We start from the raw sequence: 16,361 nt of genomic DNA on the forward strand, positions 1-16,361 counted from the left end.
ATTTTGGAGTGTGATAATATTGAAGAATTTTACAAGAACTTTCTTATTTGTTTTAATTATACTATTTTCTTCTAAAAATTTTACATTCTCCACTTCAAATAACACGGTATCATTGACTAGTGAAGAACAACAGTGGATAACTAAAAATAAAAAAAGGATTTTAATTCTGGGCATTGACCCATATTCTGGAGATGAATATTTTAAAGATAATGGTAAAGAAAAGGGTTATTTAATTCCTTTAATAAAAACTATCAATGAAAACTTAGGGATAAACATAAGGTTAGAAGCATCAAAGACTTGGGGTGAGGTTTATTTAGGGCTTCAAGATGGCAGTGTGGATATTCTTTTTGGAGCAAACCAAACCACTGAAAGAGAAAAAATCATGACCTTTACAATACCTGTAAGTAAAGTACCTTATGCACTTATATCTAAAAAAGATGGAGATATACATACAATAGGTGACATTGATAAAAGAGCAGTAGGGTTTCTTAAAAATGATATTGTGATGGAACTGTTGCCTGAAGTCTATAAAAATATAAAGTATGAAGAGAAAGCGTATAACTCTGAAGAAGATCTAATTTCGGCATTAAGAAGCAATGAAATTGATGCATTTATAGTATCAGGTGGCGATGTGGTATATAGTTTTATTTATGATTTTCCTAATTTGAAATATACATTTAAGATAGAAAAAATAACCTCTGATAGAACCTTTTCTACAAGGAAAGAAGATAAGATTCTTGCGGAAATATTAGACAAGCAGCTTAATAATTTGTTAAATGGAACTCTGCCAAAGCTCATGGACCAAAGCAAAATTGAATATACCATGAAGATTATGAATCTTTCAGAGCGTGAAAGAAACTGGATTAAGAATAAAGGTGAAGCAACCATAGGTATTACAAAGGATTATCTTCCCTTTGATTATTATAAGGATGGTATTTATGGAGGCATAAGTGGGGAAATTATAAAAGAGATATCGGCTAAAACCGGCATAAAGTTTAAGTATGTTTATGATGACTTTGATATACTCTCTGAAAAGCTTGTAAAAGGCGAAATAGACGTTTTAAATATTGCCAAAACTGAGGAAAGAGTAAAAAATATATTATACCCAAGGCCTTACAGTACAGAAAGAGATATAATTGCGGGTAAAGTAGGAGTCAAAGATGTTAAAGATGTTTTTGGGCTTGAAGGGGAAAAGGTTGCTATTATAAAAGGGTTCTGGCATGAGGAATATCTGAGAAAAAACCTCACTAGTGTAGACATTATAGAAACTAACAATATTCAAGAGGCATTAACGTTAGTTAGCACTGGAAAAGCTGATTATCTTATAGAAAATCCAAGTGTACTTCGTTTTTATTTTGAAGATATGCAGTTATATGATATTGTTCAAAAGGGTACTACAAGCACAGATTCCTATTTATATTATGGAATTTCAAAGAAAAGCCCTGAACTTGCAAGTATAATGGATAAGATTATACCTCTTATGGATATAGATGAGTTATTTAATGTAGGGTACGCTGGAATACCCCATAAGAGAACCAACCAGAATTATAGAAATCTTATTTTTATAATTCTAGGGTTAGCTATCTTAATACTCATTATAATAGTATTTGCAATTAAGGTATTTAGAGATTTAACAAGAGAAAAGACTAAAACATCAACTTTGAGGGAGAGGGAGAATCTTTTATATACAGATGCATTAACAAATGTTTATAATAGAAACTACTATAATGATAAGGTTAAGGATAAACTAGATACTTGGAAATACCCTCAAACAATAATTGTTTCTGATGTAAATGATTTAAAGAAAGTTAACGATAATTATGGACATATTATTGGTGATAAATTATTAAAATGTTTTGCAGACACTCTTAAAGAAGCTTTTCCTAAATGTAACCTGGTTTTGAGAATGGGTGGAGATGAATTCCATATAATATTAGAAAGCACAAATGAGGAGCAGATGGTAGAGAATATATTAAAGGTTAAAGGAATTATTGAAAAGAAAAGCATAGAGGTTGGTGAAAATAAAAGTATTAAAATGTCTGCAGCTTTCGGTTATGCTACAAGAAACTGTTCGAAGGAAGATATTGATGATATAATTGCCCTTGCTGACAAAAGAATGTATGAGGATAAAAGTAGGATCAAAGGCAGAATGAACACATTATAAGATAGGGTTTAAAGCAGAAGGAGATGACCAAATGATAAAAGAAAATTTAAAGGATTATAAATTAAGCAGCGAGTTATTAAAGGCGATTAGTATGTTGAATTTTAAAGATTTTACAAAGGTTCAGAAACAAGTTATACCTGTTGTACTTAAGCAAAAGGATGTAGTGGTTAAGTCTCAAACTGGAAGTGGGAAGACAGCAGCATTTGCAATTCCTATTTGCCAGCTTGTAGATTGGGAAGAAAATAAACCTCAAGCATTGGTACTTACACCAACAAGGGAGCTTGCTATCCAAGTCAAAGAAGATATTTTTAACATAGGGAGATTTAAAAGACTTAAAGTGTCTGCAGTTTATGGAAAGTCACCTTTCTATAATGAAAAAAAGGAGCTTAAACAAAAAACACATGTAGTGGTTGGAACTCCTGGTCGTGTTATAGATCATATTGATAAAGGCACATTTGATACATCAAACATAAAGTACCTTGTAATAGATGAAGCTGATGAAATGCTTAATATGGGATTTGTAGACCAAATAGAAACAATAATAAATAGCTTACCTAAAGAGCGGGTAACCATATTATTGTCAGCTACCATGCCAAAGGATATAGAGACTTTACGTAATAGGTACATGAAAGACCCTATACATATTGAAATAGAGGAAGAAAATAAAGCAGCAGATAACATATGCCAAGAAAGATATGACGTAGATGAACGGGATAAAATGAAGCTTTTAAGAGATATAACCATAATAGAAAACCCAGATAGCTGCATTATATTTTGCAATACAAAACAAAAGGTAGACGAGGTTTATGGCGAGCTGTCTAAGCTTCAGTACACTTGTAGAAAAATACATGGTGGAATGGAACAAGATGATAGACTTAGAATAATGAACGGGTTTAAGAAAGGGTATTTTAGATATTTAGTAGCTACAGATGTTGCAGCTAGAGGCATAGATATAGATAACATTACCCTTGTAATTAACTATGATATACCAGAAGACAAGGAAAGCTATGTTCATAGAATAGGAAGAACAGGGCGTATAGGAAAGTTAGGTCATGCAGTTACTTTTGTAACACAAAGGGAAAATAGATTTTTAAATGATATACATGACTACATCGGCAAAGAGATTGTTTTAAAGGAAGCACCAAAGGTGGAAATCGTAAATGATGCTAAAGAAGAATTTGAGGACAAAATGAATACAAGACCTGAAGTTAAAGAAGCAAAAGGTGCTGAGCTAAGTAAAGAAATTATGAAATTGCATATAAATGCAGGTAAGAAAACAAAGATGAGGGCAGCAGATATTGTAGGTGCGCTTTGCAATATTAAAGATATGACAAAAGATGATATAGGAATCATCAATATAGTTGATATATCTACATTTGTAGAAATATTAAACAATAAAGGCGAGATGGTGTTTAAGGAGTTACAAAACACACCTATTAAGGGTAGGGTGCGTACGGTAAGTAAAGTGGATATATAAATGTAATAAATAAAAAAGTAGCAAGTAGAGACAGAGTTTCTACTTGCTACTTAGGATAAGCATTACTTTAGTATATTTAAAACTTGATTAATTACATTCTCGTTATTACATAACTCCGAATGCTCTTCGCTCACAAAAAAAGTTTTTTTTGGATTAGTTCTTCCGCCAACATTTGCACTATATACTGGAACAGTACCATCTCCCTGAGAATTAGATGAAATAATACAATTCTTAAATTTAGGTATAGAATTCTTCATTTCAAATTTTTCTTCTATTCTTTCTATAGTACCTGCTTGGCCATTTCCTATGATAAAGTATGAATCTATACAATCTAATGCATATTTATCTTTAAACAGAATTGTCTCTAAAGATTTATGAAAATCTTCAGCTTTCTTTAAATGATCTTTACTATGCGGTGAAAATTTTCTATAGATTATAAAATTTTCAGTTTCACTAAAGGATTTTATAAGTAATTTAGTACTTTCCTTTGAAGATTTTGTATTAGTAATTATATTTGTACTAATATAATAATTATTTTTATTATCAAAATATTGCTTTGTAGGAAGCAATTGATATAAAGGTTGCATATTTGAAATTTCATATTTTATAGTTTTATTTAAGATTTTGCTACTAAAACCATCAACATCTCCTGTTTCTAACATGTAGAATGCCTTTGGTGCGCCTAAATAGGGTACTCCTATAGAAATATATTTATTAATTTTCTCAGTATTACCATTGGCAATATATTTTGCTGTAACAAGTCCACCCATGCTGTAGGCTATGATTGATACTTTTTGGTCATTAGCTGTATTGATATCAATAAATTCTTTTAATCTATCTGCGTTAATACTATTATCAATTCTCCAATCATACCCAAACAAAAGGACCTTATATTTATCGGTATTCTCAAGTGTTTCTTTTAATAGAGTTGAAGAATCAGCTAAAGGCGAGCCTATTTGGACATCCGTTAGCAATGGAGTTCCATCTTTATCACAAATTAAGGAGGCAGAACCTTTTAAAATAGACTTTAGGGACTTAGTGCTTGGTAGCCACACTTTTTCTGAGTCATAATAAAGTTCTGTACCCATTATGCCGGGTATAAAGATTACAACTTCTTTATCATTAGGTTTGTATAATTCATTTGCAAAAGTATTCTTAATTTGGAAATTAAGAAGAACTGTATTAAGTAGAAAAACAAAGCATAATAAGTTACATAATTTTCTTTTCAAGAAAGGTCACCTCATAATTATATAGTATTTCTTTATGGAGCAGTTTGTTCCATATGATAAGTATACCATTTACTAATTAATATCTTAAAAGAAGCAGCAACAGGTACAGCAATTAGCATACCTATAAGTCCACCTAAATTTCCACCTATAATAATTGCAAGCATAGTGAATACAGGATGAAGCCCCACGCTATCTCCAACAATTTTAGGTGCTAAAAAGTTATTATCAATTTGTTGAACTACAATCATTCCAATGGTTGCCCATAAAGCTGTGATAGGTTGTCCACTCAGTAGAGACATAATTATTGCAAGAACAGTTCCTACAACAGGTCCGATATAGGGAATCATATTGCAAATACCAGCAATAATTCCTATTATTAAAGCATAATCTATTCCTATAAAATACAATACAGCACCTGATAGTACTCCAACAATACAAGCTTCAAGTAATTGACCTTTAATATATTTATGAAACGTATCATCTACAGTATGTAATATTTCGGTCAATCTATTTCCTGTTGAGCTTGTTCTAAATATAAGATTAAAGATTTTACTCCATAGATCAGCAAAGTACTCAGAGTCCTGCATTAAATAAATACTTAATACTATAGCTATAAAGAATGTAACTATATTACCACTTATTGATACAATGGAATTTGTCATTGCACCAACACTTGCAGAAAAGTACGACTGGATATAGCTTACAACTTGAGCAATCTTATCATTTAAGTTTCCTAGAATAGAGAGATTTGAACCTTGCAACTTTTCGCTAATAAAGCTAACTGAAAGTGTTGAGTTTTTTAAATATTGGGTAAGGTACTCTGTCATATTAGCTATAGTTACATTGTTAGAAAGTTTTCCACCAATCATAATATATATTCCACTAATAACAGCTATAAAAATAGCGATTACCAGTGCATACACTCCTAAAATACCAAATGCTCTTCTGGTAGATGCTTTTTTAAATATTCTTTTATTTTCTAATAAGTTTTCAATACTTTTCACACCTGGCTTCAATAAGTATACAATCACAAGTGCTATAATAAGTGGTTTCATAAGTGTAAGAGTTTTTTCTATTATACTTGATAATAAAGAAAAAATGGCACCTATATTATTAAAGATTATTATGCCCATGTAAATCAGAAGAACGGTTCCAGTTGCATACAAGCAGTATTTCAATAAAGGTTTATCTATTCTCATATTACTATCCCTTCGCAATTAGTTTGCTTTTAAATTTATTTTTAATATGTTATTCAATATTTTAATATACCTTTAATTTACCACGTATTTGGGAATAGAGTCAATATAAGTCGTGATTTTTTGGTTATTAGGAAGATTTATATTATAATATATATAAACTACTTAAAAAAGTAGAATAACAAATAGAGAGCGGTGTAATTATGATTAGGTTAAAGAAGTTAATTTATATATTGGTAGGAGTAATATCATTTATATTAGGTACTATAGGAATAGTATTACCAATACTGCCAACTACTCCGTTCTATCTTTTAGCATCCTTTTGTTTTGTTCGAGGATCTGAAAGATTTGACAAATGGTTTAAAGGAACGAAATTATATAAGAATAACCTGAAATCATTTATAGACAATAGATCTATGCCTTTAAGAAAAAAAATTTCAGTACTAGTTTTTGCAGACATTATGTTACTGTTTCCATTAATTATTTTAGACTCTAAATATGTAAAGATATTTATTATAATTCTAATAGCATATAAGTATTACTATTTTATATACAAGATAAAAACAAGTTAAATATTTTAAATACATTTTCATATTCCTCTTTTTTAATATATTGGGTATATGCTGTAGGGCATGCTGAAAGCAAACAGCCTAATTTGTATAATAGATAGATTAGTACTATAATTAATATGTTAGGTTCATTAAAGTTAAAAGCAAGGAGGAAATATGAAACTATTATTTTTAATATTAAACAAAACAGAGAAATTAGATGAAGTTTTAACTGAGTTTGCACGAAGAAACATTAGTGGTGCCACTGTTATAGAAAGTATAGGGATGGCTAGACTATTAAGCCACGAACATGATGAAGATGAAATTCCATTTTTGGGGTCGCTTAGAGCATTTTTAAATCCTGAAAGAGAAAAAAGCAAAATAGTACTTACTGTTATCCATGAATGGCAACTAGAGGAAGCAGTCAGCGCTATTGAATCTGTTGTTGGTGACCTTACGCTAAAGGATACTGGTATAGTTTTTAGCGTACCAATTGATTTTACAAAGGGGATTAGAAAAATTGGAAAGTAAAATAATCATTGAAGTTGCCATAATACTATTTGCTGGAATAATTTTTGGAAGGCTTGCCAAACTTGTAAGGCTTCCAAATGTAACAGGTTATCTAATTGCTGGCCTCTTATTGGGTCCATCTTTTTTTAACTTTATTCCTGTAAATATTGTTAACGGATTTTCTGTTATATCGAATATAGCGTTAGGGTTTATAGCGTTTTCAATAGGAAGTGAGTTTAATTTAACCTACTTTAAAAAAGTAGGAATCGCACCTATTATAATAGCTATTGCAGAATCTGTTGGAGCCATTATATGTGTAACTGTAACTTTAATTATTTTTGGCTTCGATACAAAGCTTTCAATATTGTTAGGAGCAATCGCAGCAGCTACTGCTCCAGCTCAAACTATAATGGTTATAAATCAATACAAAGCTAAAGGACCATTAACTTCAATGGTAATGAGTGTCGTTGCTATTGATGATGCTGTTGCTCTTATAGGGTTTGGATTTGCAACCACTATAGTGAAGATGATGTCATCAAGTCTCAGCACTAATATTGTTTTATCAATATTAACGCCTGTATATGGAGTAGTAATATCTTTTATTTTGGGTGGAGTATTAAGTATTATTATGAAGTTGACATTTAGATGGTTTAAAAAATCATCAAATAGACTTTGTCTTATTATTGCATTCATCTTAATTACTTATTGGTTAGCTGAATTCTTTTATGGTTCTCCATTACTAGCCTGCATGGCACTTGGTGGCGTGTTTGTAAACATATATGATGATATTGAAAGTATTGTTAAAATTACAGATTCATTTTCTCCACCGGTTTTCATGATATTTTTTGTTATTTCAGGAGCTGGCTTTGAAATATCAGCTCTTAGTGGAATCGGTGTGATTGGACTTTTGTATGTTGTTATGCGCGTTGTTGGGAAGATAGCTGGAGCCTTTATTGGCGGAAGGGTTACTAAGCAAGAAGAAAAAATATGTAAATACTTGGGACCAACACTTATGCCTCAAGCAGGGGTTGCCTTAGGACTGATTGTAGTTGCCGGAAATATTATACCAGAGTATGCATTGCAACTTCGTGTTATTATATTATGCTCTACATTTATATATTCAATAATCGGACCTGTTGTTGCAAAAAACGCATTAGAAAGATCTGGTGAAATCGTAACTTTAAAGAAGTAAATTATAAAATTAATTAAGAGCCTGACACTATGATTTCGGCGATAAAAATCATAAATGAACATAATAAGGATTAAATAAGGAATATACTTATTTAATCCTTATTTTATTGGTGATGATTGCGAACTATATTTTTAAACTTGCCACTTGCCACCTGGGTGGCACTATATATTAAATTTGTATTGAATAAATATATAACTTGGATATAATTGAATTATATGTATAAGTATCATGTTAAAGAAAAACAACATAAAATTTTTTTTAGAGGGTTATGGGGGTAAAAGTTATGAATAAAGGCAATTTTATAGAAGTAGGAAGTGATGGGAACGTTGACCTATATGAATGTACAAATACTTATTGCAAGGAGCTTTTAAAAATTAATCATTCAATAATACTTGTTATTGATCCGGAAACAGGGGAGATAGTAGATGCAAATGAAGTTGCTTGTACTTTTTATCAATATGACTATGAACAAATTATAAAATTAAAAGTTTGTGACATTAATGGACTTTCAGTAGATGAACTTGCTATGGAAATGAAATTCGCCGCTAGAAAGCAAAAGGACTGCTTTTACTTTAAACATCGAAGAGCAAATGGTGAAATCCGAGATGTAGAAGTTCACAGTGGACCCATAATTCATAATGGTAGGCAATTATTATATTCTATTATTCATGATGTAACTGATAGGAAGAAAATAGAAGAAGATATAGTTAAAAGAAATAATGAACTAGAAGAAAAGAATAAAGCTAATATGAAAAAGTTGGAAGAAATTAATGTTACCCTTGAAAAAGAGATAAGTGAAGGTAAGAAAATCCTGGAGGAGCTAAAAGTAAATGAAGAACGGCTGACCTTTGCACTGGAGGGCAGTGGGTATGGTGTTTGGGATTGGAAAGCAAGAACCAATGAAATGATTTGTTCCAAGGAATGGATGGGAATGCTTGGTTATAAGGAAACTGAGATTCAAAATTCATTTAGCGAATGGGACAATCTACTTCATCCCGATGATAAGGAGGCTGCTTACCAAAAGTTAAACATGTATTTAGACGGATTAGTTCCAGTTTACGAGAGTGAATATAGACTTCTTGCAAAAGATGGATTTTATAAATGGATACTTAGTAAGGGCAAAATTATAAGTTGGACCGAAGATGGAAAGCCTCTAAGATTAACCGGTACACATTCTGATATTAATTCTCGTAAGCTAATGGAACAGGAACTAAGAGAATCTAAAGAACGATTTTCTAATGTTCTAGAACATTCTCAGGATGCATTTTATAGAAGAAATCTTGTAAGTGATACATATGATTATATTAGCCCTGCCATTGAAAGATTAACAGGGTATACTCTTGAGGAGTATAAAGTAATGAGCGAGGACAATGTCCTTAGTCTGATTCATCCAGAGGATTTTAATAATGTGTTTAAGTGTATAAAAGGAGCAGACGCAAGAAATTATGCCGCAAAAGAAATAGAGTACCGATTTTTGTGCAAAAATGGTGAGTATAAATGGTTTCTTAATAGATTTACATCAGTAAAAGGGAATTTGTTAGAACCATCTTTTCGTTATGGAGTGCTTCAAGATATTACTTCCCGAAAAAAAATTAAAGAAGAGCTAAAAAAAGCAAAAGAAATTGCAGAAAAAGCTAATCTTAATAAGAGTGAGTTTATTGCTAATATGTCACATGAACTTAGAACCCCTATTAACGTAACATTGGCAGGGGTCCAACTCTTTGAGCTATATCTTAAAAATGATATTTATTTAGATAAAGAAAAAAGTTCAAAGCATTTAAAGGCTATGAAACGAAATTGTATGAGGTTGTTAAGATTGGTTAATAATTTAATTGATACAACAAAAGTTGATGCCGGGTTTTATGAACCCAAATTTAGCGAGCAAGATATTGTAAGTCTAATAAAGACAATTTCAATGTCAGTATCGGATTATGCAAAGCAAAAGAACATTAACTTGTCATTTTCCACAGATGTAGAAGAAATGCCAATAATATGTGATGTGGATATGATTGAGAGGATAATGCTAAACGTCATATCAAATGCTATAAAATTTACTGGAGATTCTGTTCATATAAATATTTATAATATGATGTTTACTGTTGTAATTTCCATTAAAGATAATGGTATTGGAATTGAAGAAGAAAATCAGGATATAATATTTCAAAGATATAAACAAGTTTCAAAACTATTTACCAGAGAGAATGAGGGGAGTGGAATTGGTTTATCCTTAACGAAATCCCTTGTTGAGATGCATGGTGGGAGTATTAATGTGATAAGTGAATATGGCAAGGGCTCAGAATTTATTATTGAACTTCCAGTTAAATATGATACAAGTGAAGAATGTATATTATATAATGTTAATGAAGATGAGCATAAGGATAGATTTATTGGAAAGATGAATGTGGAGTTTTCAGATATTTATGATTAAAAGAGTACATACAAAATGCCGGCTAAACGTGTGACCTAATCACCTTAACCGGCATTTTTCTATATTGTTCACTTTTATCTTATTTTATAATTATACGTTAACAATTTCATAAGCTGCATCAAAACCAACAGTTATTTGCTCACCAGTTGACATGTTTTTTATTGTAACAGTTTTATCTTGAGCTTCTCTTTCACCTATTAAAATTGCAAAAGGAATACCTAGTTTATCTGCATATCCAAGTTTCTTTACCATTTTACTGTCCTCAAGATAGATTTCTGTGATTACGCCTTTATCCCTTAAAGCTTTTGCAAGAGAAATTCCATAATCAATATTATTATCTAGTGGTATTACAAGCACTTTTGTTATAGAAGTACTAGCATCACTTTTAAAGAAGCCAGCTTCATTTAATTGATAGAATAATCTAGTGAGTCCAATTGATATTCCTACTCCTGGTAGTTTTTGCTTTGTATAATACTCTGCTAAATTGTCATATCGTCCACCAGAGCAGACAGAACCAATAGAAGGGTATTCATTTAAAAATGTTTCATAAACGGTTCCAGTATAATAATCAAGACCCCTGGATATTTTTAAATCTATTTTTAAATTATCATCAGGAACACCAAATAATTTTACGTATTTAGTAACGATTGAAAGTTCACTTAGACCCTCTTCAAAGTTTGTGTTTAAAATGTTTAAATTCTTCAACTGCAATAAGATATCTTCATTGCTTCCACTGATATTAATAAATTCAAGAATCTTATCCACAACTTCTCTGCTAAGGCCACTGCTAAGTAATTCATCAATGGCTGCTGTTACTCCAATTTTATCTATCTTATCAATAATAATTAAAACTTCTGATTTACCTTGAACTTCTAAAGCTTCAAAGAACCCATTTAAAAGTTTTCTATTGTTTATTTTTATGGTAAAATCCTCAAAGCCAAGGTTGTGGAATATTGAATAAATAATGCTAGGAATCTCTGCATCATTTAAAATGCTTAAACTATTATTTCCAACAATATCAATATCACATTGATAAAATTCACGAAAACGACCCTTTTGATTTCTCTCTCCTCTATATACCTTACCAATTTGGTATCTTCTAAAGGGGAAAGTTAAAGAACTGACATTTTGAGCTACGTACCTTGCTAAGGGTACAGTTAAATCAAATCTTAGGGACAAATCAGTACTACCCTTTAAAAATCTATAAATTTGCTTTTCAGTATCCCCGCCACCCTTTGCTAGTAGAATTTCTGATTTCTCTATTATGGGTGTATCAATGGGCATAAATCCAAAGCTTTCATAAGTTTTTCTTATTGCATCTGATAACTTATTAAATTGAATTTGATCCGCTGGCAATAATTCCATAAAGCCAGGTAAAATTGATGGTTTTACAATTTGATTGTTCATTTTTAATTCCTCCTCTAAATATAAAAAACACGTAAGTGATGTACCTACGTGAGTGATAGTCGGCGTTACTTTCCATCATCATAGATACAGTTACTTTAAATAGCAACAGGCTTGCATCTATGGTATTTTTTCAAACCATAAACCAAACCTTAAAGATGATGATGGTACATTAAATTGTTTGATTTATTAAAAGTATTCATAGTATTCCTCCAAAGTGTTTTCACAATTATACTACATATAAATAAATACTTCAAGACATTAAAGTGATAAAATGTACAACAGCTCTTGCCAATATGCGAAGCACAAGACCTTTGAATTAACGATATTCAACTTTTGTGTAATGTTAATATTGTAGCATTGCAGATAATTATTTAAAAGTATTAGTTAATAGGTGCTACTCAAAGAATTATTTTTGGGGTATAATAGATTGATAAAACAACACACTATAAATTAAAAGAATTAGCTATGAATATTAACTTATAAGTTACAAATCTTTTAAGAAGATGTGAAAATAAAGAAAGAGAAGGTAAAAATATGAAAAGTGATGTAAGCAAAAACATGGAACTAATGAAAAAAGTAATTGAAGAAAAGAAAGCAAAATCTGCAAATCAAAAAAACACTAAGAGAGCACCAAGTCACGGAAATCAAAGTGCATCATCAGGTGGCCAAGGACTATATGGTAAGTATGCACAGTAATAAAGTAGATGGTATCTTCACAAAAACGATAACCAGAAGTGCCAATATTGGGAGTAGATTTAGACTTTGTCATAAGTCATCTACTCCCCCAAATTTTATTGTAATCTTTCAAGTGTCGCCAATCTAAACTGATTAAAAAGGAGTGGTTCTATTTCCGATGCAGGCATAGGTTTATAAAAGTAGAAGCCTTGGATCTCATCACACTTATGCTTTTTAAAAAACTCAAACTGTGCGTCTGTTTCAACTCCTTCGGCGATTACATTAAGTTTTAAATTTTTAGCAAGTTGGATAATAGTTTTTGCAATGGCTTCATCTTTATTGCCAACTGAAATTCCCCGTACAAATTGCATATCAATTTTCAATTGATCAATAGGCAATTCTTTTAGTCGACTTAAAGACGAATATGCAGTTCCAAAATCATCAATGGAAATAAGTATGCCTAGATCTTTTAGTGCATGCAGCATCTCAATGATATAGTCTTCTCCCTCTATCGCAGTGCTTTCAGTGATCTCTAGTTCCATATATTTAGTCTCTAGTCCGGTTTCACTTAGTATTTTCCTAACAATACTAATTAGCTTTCGATCTCTGAATTGTTCAGTAGACACGTTCACCGACATTCGCAAAGGTGGTAGACCCATTCCTTGCCATGTCTTACTCTGATGAAATGCTGTCTCAAGTACCCATTGTCCAATTGGTTTTATTAACCCAGTTTTCTCTGCTAATGGGATAAAGGTGGCTGGTGAAATCATTCCAAGCTCTGGATTATTCCAACGAAGTAAGGCTTCAAATCCAATGATTTTTTTAGTCAAAATGCTCACCTGTGGCTGATAGTACAAAACAAACTCATTTCTTTCCAGTGCCCTGTATAGTTTGTTTGTCAGCATCATTTCTTTCAAAGAATCCTCTTTCATATCTGGGGAACATAATCTGTACTGATTTTTACCATTATCCTTTGCAGCATACATCGCCAAATCGGCATTTTTTATCAATGATTCAAAATCTTCACCATCTCTAGGAAATACAGCAACACCTATACTGGCAGTAATAAAGAATTCCTGATCGTTAACATTCATAGGCTTTGCAAGGGACTTTATAATTTTAACCGCAATCTTTTGAATATCCTCCACTTTGTAAATTTGAGTAACCTGAACTAAAAATTCATCACCACTAAACCGAGAAACTGTATCATAGCTCCGCAAACACCCAGATAACCTGCGGGCTACTTGCTTTAATATCTCATCACCACCAAAGTGTCCAATTGTGTCGTTTATTGTTTTAAAAGAATCTAAGTCAATAAAAATCACGCCAATAATTGTTTCACTGCGTTTGGCTAAATGGATTGATTGTTCTAAGTGATTTTCAAACAATTTACGATTGGGCAGTGTTGTTAATGAATCATAATAAGCCATATAGCTAATTTCTTTTTCAGCTTTCACTTTTATCAGTGCATCTGACAATAAATTTCCTAATATTTTCATTAATTCCGTATAGTCTTCCCTAAAGGGTATAGTATCCCCAATTGATGTAAAAAATAAAAAACCTAGGTTTTGATCTTCCCTATTTATAGGAAAAATTATTAGTGACTTAACATTAAGAGATTTTAAGAATGATTTCTCTTCACTAGCTTCTAGTGTTATCATTTCCACATCTGGTACGTACATTACTTCACTGTTTTTAAGATGCTTTACCCACAATGGAAATTTATCTTTCACCATAGATTCAATAATATCAATCTCAGGTTTGATACCCTCATTACACCACTCCAGGGTTTTTAATTCCTGGGATAAACTAACGTAATAAGTTCGATCCATGTGAAAATGCTCTCCACTCATTTTTAACAAATAATTGATTTTTTTATTCAAATTGGATTCATTCACTGTAACAAAATTAGCCGAAATTTTTGAAACCATCTCTTGAAACTTAAATTGATTCTCATTTTCTTCAAGCCGCTGGATGTAAATTCGATTAACAAAGTAAGCAAGCCATAGGGTTATGCTTAAGATACCAATTCTGCCAATATAATCTGAACCGTCAATCTGAACCATTACAGATGGTAACCTCACCCAGATATAAACTTGCATAGATAGAATTGAGATACCCATCCCAAAAAACATAAGCCTTTTATTGAGAAGAACGGATAGCATAATAATAACGAAAGGTGTCGCCCACATGGTAATGCTTGCAGTTTGAATATAATTAATAGTGATTATCAGTATTGATATTACCACAATAGTAATAAAAAAGACCTCTTGAAAATCTGCTTTGATAGGTATTAGGTGAATAAATTGTAGAGCTATCCCTATAATAAAAAAGAAAGTACTAGATAATAAAATAGAATTAAGGCTGGGATGTGTCAGACAGAAAAAATACTGTGATGCAAAATTAAGCATTCCACCAATAATAAATACTAAAGACATAATCTTAATAAATTTCCCCATGCTGACCTTACTCAATATCTTTCCTGGTATAGCTTTATCAATTTTCTCATGATTCATTAGTCCATACCTTTTAATTGCATAAAAAATAGCTGTTACAGGTATCAGAATAATAATAGGTGCCATTTGAGGAATTCTGAATGACATATATGCATTCACGATCATGTCTGAAATTGTTCCTAATATCAAAGCGATGGCAAAGGCAGAGATAAGCAGGTAAGCCTGCTTTTTCTTTACTAGTTCTTTCGACATTTTTCCCCAATTCCAGAGGAGCCATAATCCCAAGGTGGAGAAGCTTACATAATATAGGTTAAAATACAAATTCCACTGAGTGCTTATTGGAACGTTAATCCAACCTGCAGTAGTATTAATTATGGAGAACTGTTCATTTGCTATAGCACTAAAACCAAAAACAAAAATGTTTACTACTACCGGAAGATACAGTAGAACATAAAGTAATTTATTCTTTAATATTTTTTTTCTTTCTGTTAGAATGAGAAAAAAATGCAGTAAGATGCTATATAAAGTGCCCCAACCAAGAGAAGTCAGCCTACGCCAAAATATAGCAGTCTCATAATTTTGTGCTGAATTGACAATAGAAAAACAAAATGACCATATGCAAAGAGATAAACATGCTGCAAAAAAAAGTCGATTTAATATGCTTTTCGCATTGATTGATAGTATGTATATACCAAAAATAAAATAGATTGCAAATGCAATGAAAAATACTAAAGAAAAAATGTATGATAAAGACATTGTTAACCACCTTCTTTCTACTAGGAATAAAATATTATTTCTAAAGTAGAATAATCAATAAAATTTTTGTTGAATTAATGTTTTAATAGGTATATTTTATCACATCACGCATATATAGGCACTAGCCAATAATTTAATAAGTAAATTCTTCCTGAGTTAAATATATACAGAATGCAAAACTTATAAGATATAGAATAAATTTAAAAAGTTATATGGAATAATTATGAGAGCATATGTGATAAATTATACTTTATATAACAATATTACATTAATGCTTGTATTTAACATATAAATTTTGTACAATATAGATATAAGATTTTGTT

Annotated in this window: 11 protein-coding genes; 7 read left to right on the forward strand and 4 right to left on the reverse strand. The window is 31.2% G+C overall.

The genetic code is table 11. The annotated features are described in order from the left end of the window. The first annotated feature begins 19 nt into the window (after positions 1-19). Both LGK97_RS13670 and LGK97_RS13675 read left to right on the forward strand, forming a co-directional pair. Positions 20-2,164, forward strand: a complete 2,145-nt coding sequence (locus tag LGK97_RS13670; protein WP_226260308.1) for a diguanylate cyclase — start codon at positions 20-22, stop codon at positions 2,162-2,164. A 31-nt stretch (positions 2,165-2,195) separates the two neighbouring features. After that, the gene (locus LGK97_RS13675) at positions 2,196-3,641 is read left to right on the forward strand and encodes a DEAD/DEAH box helicase (RefSeq protein WP_226260309.1); all 1,446 of its coding nucleotides are present in this window, start codon (positions 2,196-2,198) and stop codon (positions 3,639-3,641) included. A gap of 62 nt (positions 3,642-3,703) precedes the next feature. Here the strand turns inward: LGK97_RS13675 and LGK97_RS13680 are convergent, their stop codons facing one another. Together LGK97_RS13680 and LGK97_RS13685 are read right to left on the reverse strand one after the other, a co-directional pair. Next, positions 3,704-4,870, reverse strand: coding sequence for a lipase/acyltransferase domain-containing protein (locus LGK97_RS13680; protein WP_226260310.1), 1,167 nt, complete (start codon positions 4,868-4,870; stop codon positions 3,704-3,706). 32 nt (positions 4,871-4,902) lie between these two features. Next, positions 4,903-6,069 carry an AI-2E family transporter gene (locus tag LGK97_RS13685; RefSeq protein WP_226260311.1) on the reverse strand — a complete coding sequence of 389 codons (1,167 nt, stop codon included), beginning with the start codon at positions 6,067-6,069 and terminating at the stop codon, positions 4,903-4,905. Between the two features lie 203 nt (positions 6,070-6,272). Between LGK97_RS13685 and LGK97_RS13690 the strand changes: the two genes are divergently transcribed. The 4 genes from LGK97_RS13690 to LGK97_RS13705 all read left to right on the forward strand — a co-directional run bounded on the left by LGK97_RS13690 (position 6,273) and on the right by LGK97_RS13705 (position 10,744). Further along, the gene (locus tag LGK97_RS13690; RefSeq protein WP_226260336.1) at positions 6,273-6,638 is read left to right on the forward strand and encodes a YbaN family protein; all 366 of its coding nucleotides are present in this window, start codon (positions 6,273-6,275) and stop codon (positions 6,636-6,638) included. Between the two features lie 153 nt (positions 6,639-6,791). Beyond that, entirely contained in the window at positions 6,792-7,145 is a 354-nt protein-coding gene (locus tag LGK97_RS13695; protein WP_226260312.1) for a hypothetical protein, read from the forward strand. Next, positions 7,135-8,316, forward strand: coding sequence for a cation:proton antiporter (locus tag LGK97_RS13700; protein ID WP_226260313.1), 1,182 nt, complete (start codon positions 7,135-7,137; stop codon positions 8,314-8,316). Before LGK97_RS13695 ends, LGK97_RS13700 begins: the two co-directional genes overlap by 11 nt. 283 nt (positions 8,317-8,599) lie before the next feature. Beyond that, on the forward strand, positions 8,600-10,744 hold the full coding sequence (locus LGK97_RS13705; RefSeq protein ID WP_226260314.1) for a PAS domain-containing protein: 2,145 nt from the start codon (positions 8,600-8,602) through the stop codon (positions 10,742-10,744). A 90-nt stretch (positions 10,745-10,834) separates the two neighbouring features. Here LGK97_RS13705 and hisS read toward each other — a convergent pair whose 3' ends face one another. After that, a complete protein-coding gene (gene hisS, locus LGK97_RS13710) occupies positions 10,835-12,151 on the reverse strand; it encodes a histidine--tRNA ligase (RefSeq protein ID WP_226260315.1) in 1,317 nt (438 codons plus the stop codon). 534 nt (positions 12,152-12,685) lie between these two features. On the opposite strand from hisS, the gene LGK97_RS13715 reads away from it, so the two are divergent. Beyond that, a complete protein-coding gene (locus LGK97_RS13715; RefSeq protein WP_226260316.1) occupies positions 12,686-12,847 on the forward strand; it encodes a hypothetical protein in 162 nt (53 codons plus the stop codon). A 95-nt stretch (positions 12,848-12,942) separates the two neighbouring features. On the opposite strand, the gene LGK97_RS13720 is transcribed toward LGK97_RS13715, so the two are convergent. After that, positions 12,943-16,038 (reverse strand): EAL domain-containing protein, encoded by a 3,096-nt coding sequence (locus LGK97_RS13720; RefSeq protein ID WP_226260317.1) that lies wholly within the window; start codon positions 16,036-16,038, stop codon positions 12,943-12,945. Positions 16,039-16,361: the final 323 nt, after the last annotated feature.

Source organism: Clostridium sp. CS001 (assembly GCF_020443565.1).
In the GTDB taxonomy this organism is placed as follows: domain Bacteria; phylum Bacillota; class Clostridia; order Clostridiales; family Clostridiaceae; genus Clostridium_AD.

Excerpts from the sequence above, each read along its gene's own strand:
- hisS (WP_226260315.1), bottom strand. The coding sequence starts at position 12,151 with ATGAACAATCAAATTGTAAAACCATCAATTTTACCTGGCTTTATGGAA.
- LGK97_RS13720 (WP_226260317.1), bottom strand. The coding sequence starts at position 16,038 with ATGTCTTTATCATACATTTTTTCTTTAGTATTTTTCATTGCATTTGCA.
- LGK97_RS13695 (WP_226260312.1), top strand. The coding sequence starts at position 6,792 with ATGAAACTATTATTTTTAATATTAAACAAAACAGAGAAATTAGATGAA.
- LGK97_RS13715 (WP_226260316.1), top strand. The coding sequence starts at position 12,686 with ATGAAAAGTGATGTAAGCAAAAACATGGAACTAATGAAAAAAGTAATT.
- LGK97_RS13705 (WP_226260314.1), top strand. The coding sequence starts at position 8,600 with ATGAATAAAGGCAATTTTATAGAAGTAGGAAGTGATGGGAACGTTGAC.
- LGK97_RS13685 (WP_226260311.1), bottom strand. The coding sequence starts at position 6,069 with ATGAGAATAGATAAACCTTTATTGAAATACTGCTTGTATGCAACTGGA.
- LGK97_RS13675 (WP_226260309.1), top strand. The coding sequence starts at position 2,196 with ATGATAAAAGAAAATTTAAAGGATTATAAATTAAGCAGCGAGTTATTA.